Annotated in this window: 1 pseudogene; it reads right to left on the bottom strand. The window is 35.8% G+C overall.

Going from position 1 to position 815, the window contains the following annotated elements:
* Positions 1-778: pseudogene (locus tag HMPREF2961_RS14210) on the bottom strand (IS3-like element IS1485 family transposase); the annotation flags it as partial.
* Positions 779-815: the final 37 nt, after the last annotated feature.

Raw genomic sequence — 815 nt, 5'->3', positions numbered from 1 at the left:
TTTTTTACTAGAACGGCATCTTTATGTTCTCCACAAGAATAGCCGAGAATTTCTCGATTGAACAGATCCAAAATGAAACAGACATAATTCCATTTTTTCCCGACTCGTACATAAGTCAAGTCTGTTACGATCGCTTCTAATGGGTTGTCTCTTAAGAATTTACGATTCAATACGTTTGTCGTTTTGGCTTCATTGCAAGTAGAATGATGTACTTTAAAATAAGCAACAGTATAGCTCGATTTTAATCCTCTATTTTTCATGATTCTACTAATTTTTCGTCGGCTGATCTGAATGCCTCGTTTTGATAAGGCTTTTTTTATTTTTCTTGAGCCGTAGGCCTTTCGGCTGCGGATAAATTCTTCAGCGACTACTTCTTCAAGTTCTGATTCGTCTTTCTTTGGTTTTGATTGATAATAATAGGACTGACGTGATAGACCTAATATTCTGCACATCGCTGATATAGGGTAAAGATGCTTATTCGCATCGATTACTTGTCTCTTCGTCCGAATATCAGCGCTGCTTGCTTTAAAATATCATTTTCCATTTCTAATTGCTGGTTTCTTTTACGTAGTTCTAACAATTCTTTTTGTTCAGGCGTAAGATTATCTTTTTCTTTGAATGAACCACTCGTTTTAGATTGCTTTACCCATTTGTCAAATGCTGAAGCCGTTAGTTCATATTCTCGAATGATTTCTACACGTGGCTTTCCAGCTAAGTAAAGATTGACGATTTGTTGCTTGAATTCTTGTGAAAAAGTTCTTCGTGTTCTCTTAGACATAAAAATTCCTCCTGGTATGTTTTCTTCTAGTCTACAC

Source organism: Enterococcus sp. HMSC076E04 (genome assembly GCF_001814285.1).
Taxonomy (GTDB): domain Bacteria; phylum Bacillota; class Bacilli; order Lactobacillales; family Enterococcaceae; genus Enterococcus_B; species Enterococcus_B lactis.
The sequence above is the reverse complement of the archived record's forward strand: the minus strand, read 5'-3'. Positions and strand labels throughout refer to the sequence as shown.